This window comes from Sinobaca sp. TMA16-18, assembly GCF_059510535.1.
Genome location: NZ_JCAKFM010000019.1, coordinates 1 through 561, shown reverse-complemented (window position 1 = coordinate 561; position 561 = coordinate 1). Strand labels below are relative to the sequence as shown.

General features: G+C 46.5%; 1 protein-coding gene. It reads right to left on the bottom strand.

The window, feature by feature from the left end:
* Nucleotides 1–524: IS3 family transposase (locus tag AC5W14_RS16720; protein WP_496195027.1), on the bottom strand; the 524-nt coding region annotated here is incomplete at its 3' end.
* Between the last annotated feature and the right edge of the window lie 37 nt (nucleotides 525–561).

The following is a 561-nucleotide window of genomic DNA, read 5'->3' as shown; positions in this document are numbered from 1 at the left end:
CGGGACATACTGCCTATCACATGATGCGTCGTCAGATAAGCTTGAAACGCAAGTGATGTATACACACTACCCTGATCGGAATGCAGGATGACGCCAGTTGGGTAAGCCCGGCGGGCTAACGCTTCTTTTAACGTATCTAACACTAAAGGAACTTGTTGATGGTCATACAGCTTGAAGGCCACAATTTCATTGTTGTACAAATCAATAACCGTTGATAAGTACTGAACCGTGTGTCCGTAAGGAATATACGTGATATCCGTGACCCATTTTTGATTGGGTTGGTCTGCGTGAAACTGGCGCTGTAATCGATCCGGAGCTACTAGGATGGTTTCCCCCTGGGCTTTCCATTTTCGTTTTCGTTTCACCCGGCATTGAAGGTGGTGTTTCTGCATGATAACCTGTACCGTATTCCGGTGACGCGTGATCTGGTACTCTTTTTTCAAGACGGCCTTTACTTTTCGGTGGCCATATCGATACTTCGTTGCCTGGCATATAGCGATAATCGCTTGTTCTACTTCGCTCAATAAGGGAGCTCTTCTCTGAGCCACCCATCGATAATAG